At 59.4% G+C, this 5,835-nt stretch carries 4 protein-coding genes; 1 reads left to right on the top strand and 3 read right to left on the bottom strand.

Going from position 1 to position 5,835, the window contains the following annotated elements:
- From GX108_06220 to GX108_06230, 3 genes are all read right to left on the bottom strand, one after another.
- On the bottom strand, window positions 1–817 hold an 817-nt coding region (locus GX108_06220; GenBank protein ID NLO56632.1), incomplete at its 3' end, for an argininosuccinate synthase.
- 442 nt (window positions 818–1,259) lie between these two features.
- Window positions 1,260–2,348 (bottom strand): hypothetical protein, encoded by a 1,089-nt coding sequence (locus tag GX108_06225; protein NLO56633.1) that lies wholly within the window; start codon window positions 2,346–2,348, stop codon window positions 1,260–1,262.
- Window positions 2,349–2,453: 105 nt separating this feature from the next.
- Window positions 2,454–4,988, bottom strand: coding sequence for a DNA polymerase I (locus GX108_06230; protein NLO56634.1), 2,535 nt, complete (start codon window positions 4,986–4,988; stop codon window positions 2,454–2,456).
- Between the two features lie 95 nt (window positions 4,989–5,083).
- On the opposite strand from GX108_06230, the gene GX108_06235 reads away from it, so the two are divergent.
- A partial coding sequence (locus tag GX108_06235; protein ID NLO56635.1) for a glutamate--tRNA ligase occupies window positions 5,084–5,835 on the top strand: 752 nt, incomplete at its 3' end.

Genomic DNA, 5,835 nt, shown 5'->3' on the forward strand with positions numbered 1-5,835 from the left:
CGTAAACCTCCCTGCTTTTGAATCCCACCAACCTGTCTTCGATCATGTCGATCCTGCCTACCCCGTGGGCTCCGGCGATCCTGTTCAGTTCAGCTATGAGGGCCACGCCGTCCATTTCGTTGCCGTTTATCGCCACTGGAATACCCTTTTTAAAAGTGATTTCGAGGTATTCTTGTTCGTCCGGCGCATCCCAGGGATCAACCGTAAGGGCAAAAGCATCGCTGGGAGGCTCCGTCCAGGGATCCTCCAGCGGCCCGCATTCAATTGACCTGCCCCACAGGTTTCCGTCGATGGAGTAAGGGCTTTCGGCCGTGACCGGGACAGGGATGCCATTTTCCCTGGCGTAATCGATCTCGGCTTCCCTGGAGAAATGCCATTCCCTCACGGGGGCTATAACTTTAAGATCGGGATCCAGGGCATTTGAACAGACCTCGATCCTGACCTGATCCTGACCCTTACCGGTGCAACCGTGGGCAACGGCGACGGCCCCTTCCATCCCGGCTACCCAGACAAGGTACTTTGCTATAAGAGGCCTGGAAAGGGCTGAATTCAGGGGATACTTGCCCTGGTAGAGAGCGTTTGCTTTCAGCGCCGGCCAGACCATGGTTTCCACGAATTCCTGCCTGAGATCCATCACATAGGCATTGATGGCACCTACCTTGAGTGCCTTCTCTTTGACCTCCTCGATGTCGAGGATCTGACCCACGTCGGCCGTCAGCGTCACCACGTCATAGCCCTGATCGCTCAACCACTTTATCGCCACCGACGTATCAAGACCGCCACTGTAAGCAAGAATTACCTTTCCCTTGTAATCCATCTTGATTTCCTCCTTTTTAAAAATAAAAAAGCTCGCCCCTTCTAGCGAAGGGGCGAGCTTTGCTCGCGGTGCCACCCAACTTTTTGGCTTCTTAGGCCTACTCTCACGGTTTAAAACCGTTTTCCCCCTACTTGCCCTTCTAGGGGCTTTCTTCGGGAGCCGGTTCGGGGGCTCTATTCAGTCGGTCTCGACGAGGAACGCTTTCAGCTGTTTGCATCCCCTCTCTGTCGACGAGCACTCGACCTACTCTTCCCCGTCATCACCGCGTAATTCGCGATATCCGACGCAGGCAGACCAGGTCTTATTCGTCTAGCTCGTCTTAAACGGGGAACAGCCATAACCACAAAAGCCTCCTATCGACCGCTCAGATCGTTGCTAAGCATCATACACTGCTCCCGGAAAATGTCAACCTAAATTGAAGAACCAAAGAAGACCGTGGGCGTTATTCCCTGGCGGTCTCGCCCTGTTCCTCCGCAGGAGAGGCTCCCCCCCCGGGGTGCTCTTCTCCTTCGGCCTCCTCAGGGGCCGGCGCTTCGAAGAACTCCGGCGCCAGGACCTGGATGTGGGCCTGGGCCAGCAGTCCCTGGAGGTACTCGCTCTGGCCTGACCGTTTCTTCTGGTAAGCTACCATTTCCTTCGCGTCGCGGCTGGCTTCTTCGAAGGGGATTACCTTCTCCTCGATTTTTTTCTCCCTGAGGACGATGACCACGTTGTCCTCGCCCAAGGTGAGTGCCTTGGATACCTTGCCAAGGGGCGTGTCGCCTATTTCCTTGAGGTCCCCCTCGGCGAACTCCTGTTCAGCGACGAAGGCGGGTTCTCCCGACGGGGTGAACTCCAGGAGAACCCCCTCCTCGCCGTAACCCTTCATGACATCGTCCCACTTACCGCCGGCCTGGAGAGTCTTCCTGGCCTCCTCGGCCTCGTCGATGCCGCTGAAGCGGGCGAACAGGACGTTGCACCCTGCGGGATGGTGGAAGTAGACATCCCTGGTCTGCTCGTAGAAGCTTCGGGCCTCCTCGTCGGTGACTTCCACCTCGGGGGTGTTGGCTTCGATGACCATCTGCTGGGCCAACTGGGAACCGATGCGCTCCTGGAGAGCCTTCATCTTGATGCCGTTGCTCTCCATGTACTGCTGGAAGGCTTCCTTGGTCGGGAACTGTTTCTCGATCCGCTTGACGGCGGCTTCTATATCCTCGCGGGAGGCGGTGATGTTCTGTCGGACCGCCTCCTTGTCGAGCATGTGCCCCAGGGCGATGTTATGCAGGACCTGGTTGCGCATGAGCACGATCGATTCAGGGGACAGGTCCGATTGGCCGGTCTGCTGGACGAAGTCCCTTACTCCGGCGACGACTTGGGTAGCCATGACCTTTTGACCGTCCACGATGGCCACGGCGAAGTCCTTTTCGGCCCCGGGATGCTGCGAGGGACCGCTACCCCTCGTTATGTACATCGCGAAAAGGGATACCACGAAGACGACGACGACGACGAGCATTATCGCACGGGTCTTTGTCCTGAGAGCCTGCATTATCACGGCCTATCTTCCTCCTTAAGCCTTGAAACGGCATGCATACCGATGATTTTTCACAGCGGGTTCAATAATACGTTCCTCTTCCGGACCTGTCAAAGGTTTTCTCCCTTAAATATCCTCGAAGGTGGCGCCACTCTTCACGTGGACCGCCAGGGGCACCGATAGGCTGGCAGCGCCTTCCATGGAATCCCTGAGAAGGGCTGTCACGGCCTCCTCCTGGCGAGGGGGGCATTCCACCACCAGCGAGTCGTGCACCTGGAGCACCAGAGGAGCTTCCAGACCCGCCTTGGCGACAGCGCGATGGTAGCGCACCATGGCCATCCTGGCTATGTCGGCGGCGCTGCCCTGGAGCGGCGTGTTGACGGCCACTCTTTCCAGTGCACCGGGACCTCTGCCCTCCACGGTAGAGACCTCCGGCAGGGGACGTATCCTTCCAAAGAGGGTCCTCGTGTAGCCCCGCTTTTTGGCATCCCGGGCGGAGTTCTCCATGTACTCCTTGACCTTGGGGAAGGCCGCAAAGTATCGCTCTATCACCGCGGCAGCCTCCTCGCGGCTTATGCCCATCCTCTGAGAGAGGCCATGGACGCCCATGCCGTAGAGAAGCCCGAAGTTGACCACCTTGGCCATCCGCCGATGCTCCGGCGTGATCTCGCCGCTTTCGCCAAATAACCAAAAGGCCGTCTCGGAGTGGATGTCGCGGCCCTGGGCAAAGGCCTCTTTGAGTCGCTCCTCACCGCAGATATGGGCCAAGATCCTCAGTTCCACCTGGGAGTAGTCCCCCGCAAGGAACAGGTTGCCCTCGCCGCGGGGCTTCAGGGCCTCGCGGAGCCTGCCGGCCCAGTTGCCGAAGGTCGGCACGTTCTGAAGGTTGGGGTCCCTGCTGCTGAGTCTCCCCGTCCCCGTGACGATGTGCTCGAAGGTCGTGTGGACGCTGCCGGTGACCGGGTCGGTCTCGCGCAAAAGGGGCTGAATGAAGCCCGAAATGACCTTGGCAATCTCCCGGTACTCCAGGAGCATTTTTGGGACCTCGTCCTCTTGCAGGGGGAGGGTCGCCAATTCTTCCAGGACAGAAACGTCGGTGGAAAATCCCGTCTTGATCTTCTTGACGGGCGGATAACCCAGTTTCTCGAAGAGGAGCCAGGCCACCTGTTTCGTGGAGTTGAGGTTCACGTGGTCGCCGACAAGGGCGTCTATCCGCGAGGATATCTCGCCGGCGCGGTGGTCAAGTTCTTCCTCGAGGGTCACCAGCAACTCCTTGTCAACGCGGACGCCGCGCCGTTCCATGGACGCCAGGACCTGGCAAAGAGGGGTGTCGATATCCGTTATCACTCCGTCCAGCCCCAGGGTGCGAACCTGGGGCTGGAGTCGCTTCCGAACCTCCCACAGGGCCATGGTCTGCTCCGGAGAAGGTCCGAAGTCGCCCCTGTCCTTGACCTCGGGGTGAAGGGCATAGTGGGCTAAGTGCGCGTCCCAGACCCTTTCTGGATCCGCCAGTAGTGACGGTGCAGCGGCGCAGATCTCCTTGTAGCCGCTGGTGGTAATCTGCCCTTTTTGAGCCCACCGTGCGAGTTCTTCCAGGACGGCACCGTCGGCTCCGCCCTTCCAGAAACGGCCATCAGGTGAGGCGAGACATAGCTCAAGAATCGAAAAATTCTGGGGGTAATCGCCCGTGCCGGACCAACCGAGGGCCAGTTCCGTTTCGGCGAGCAGGGATTCCAGTGATTCCCCGCGTAGTTCTGCTGGAGCCGGAGCCTTGGGCCGGGCAGGCTCTTCCGCGTGGGCGGCGTTCCCCAGTAGCCTTTGGGCCAGGTTTTTCATAGCATATCGATCTAAGAGAGCGGCCAGTTCTTTCCTTTTTATCTGCCCTTGCTGGAGGTCGTCCTCTCCCAAGGGCTCGTCGAGGCGAAGCCTGGTGAGGTCCCGGCTCGAGAAGGCCCTCTCCCTGCCCTCTTCCAGTTTTTTCCGGAGGCCCGGTTTCATCTCGTCCAGATGCTCGTAGATGGCCTCCAGGGAGCCATGTTCCGCCAGCAGGGCCCTGGCGGTCTTGTCGCCCACGCCCTTTATGCCTGGGACATTGTCGATGCTGTCGCCTACCATAGCGAGGTAGTCGGCCATAGCGGAGGGGGCGAAACCGTAGTCATCGCGGAAGCCCTGGGGATCCCAAAGGCGGAAATCGCTGACACCCCGAATGGGGCGCATCACCAGGAGGTTTTCGTCAAGAACCTGGAGTATGTCCTTATCGGCCGTCAGGATGACGACGCGGTAACCCTTTCCGACGGCCGAGAGCGCCGTCGAGGCGATGACGTCGTCAGCCTCGACGCCGGCCCTTTCCACGACGGGAATCCCCAAGTCCCGGGAGAACTCCTTGATGAGGGGCATCTGCACCTTGAACTCCTTCGGGGTCGGTTGTCGCCCCTCCTTGTAAGCCTCGAAGGCTTCGTGCCGGAAGGTGGGACCCGGCGCATCGAAGACGACGGCGGCGAGGTCTGGTTTGAGGTCCTCCAGGGTCCGAAGAAGCATGTTAGCGTATCCCAGGAGTGCGTTGGTCGGCGTGCCGTCGGGCGCGCTGAGTTCCGGCAGGGCGAAGAAGGCCCTGAAGGCGAGCCCGTGACCATCCACTAGTAGTAACGTCTTTTCCGGCATTTGCCCCATCCCCTTCGTCCGGGTTATTTGCGGTATACTGCTGTTCGGCTCCAATGCTACCGGATAGGATACCATCAGGGAAGGATGAACGAGAAATGACATCGACCATCAGGGTACGTTTCGCTCCCAGCCCCACGGGAGCACTCCACATCGGGGGGGCCCATACGGCCCTCTTTAACTGGCTCTGGGCCCGCCACAGCGGGGGAGCCTTTATCCTGCGCATCGAGGACACGGATCTGATCCGCTCCACCGAGGAGCACGAGCGGACCATACTTCAGGGGTTGAGCTGGCTCGGCCTCGAATGGGACGAAGGCCCCGATCTGGGAGGTGCTCACGGTCCCTACAGGCAATCCGAGAGAAGGGAGATTTACCTCCGGCACGCCCTGGAATTGATGGATTCAGGCCTGGCCTACCGCGATGGGGAGGCCATCATCTTCTCCGTGCCTCGGGGCGTGAAGGTGGCCTTTGACGATGTCGTCTACGGGCACATCGAGATGGTCAGCGACACCCTGAAGGACATCGTCCTGATAAAAAGCGACGGCTTCCCCACCTACAACTACGCCGTCGTCGTGGATGACCACGCCATGGAGATAACCCACGTGGTCCGGGGCGAGGACCACATTTCGAACACGCCGAAGCAGATACTGATCTACCAGGCCCTGGGCTGGGAGATTCCAATCTTCGCCCACCTGCCCATGATACTCGGCAAGGACAAAAAGAAATTTTCCAAAAGACAGGGCGCCACCAGTGTCTATGAGTACCGTGACATGGGCTATCACCCCGACGCACTTTTCAACTACTTCGCGCTACTGGGATGGAACCCTGGCGACGACCGGGAAATCTTCAC

This window comes from Thermovirga sp., assembly GCA_012523215.1.
In the GTDB taxonomy this organism is placed as follows: domain Bacteria; phylum Synergistota; class Synergistia; order Synergistales; family Thermovirgaceae; genus 58-81.

Excerpts from the sequence above, each read along its gene's own strand:
- GX108_06230 (NLO56634.1), bottom strand. The coding sequence starts at position 4,988 with ATGCCGGAAAAGACGTTACTACTAGTGGATGGTCACGGGCTCGCCTTC.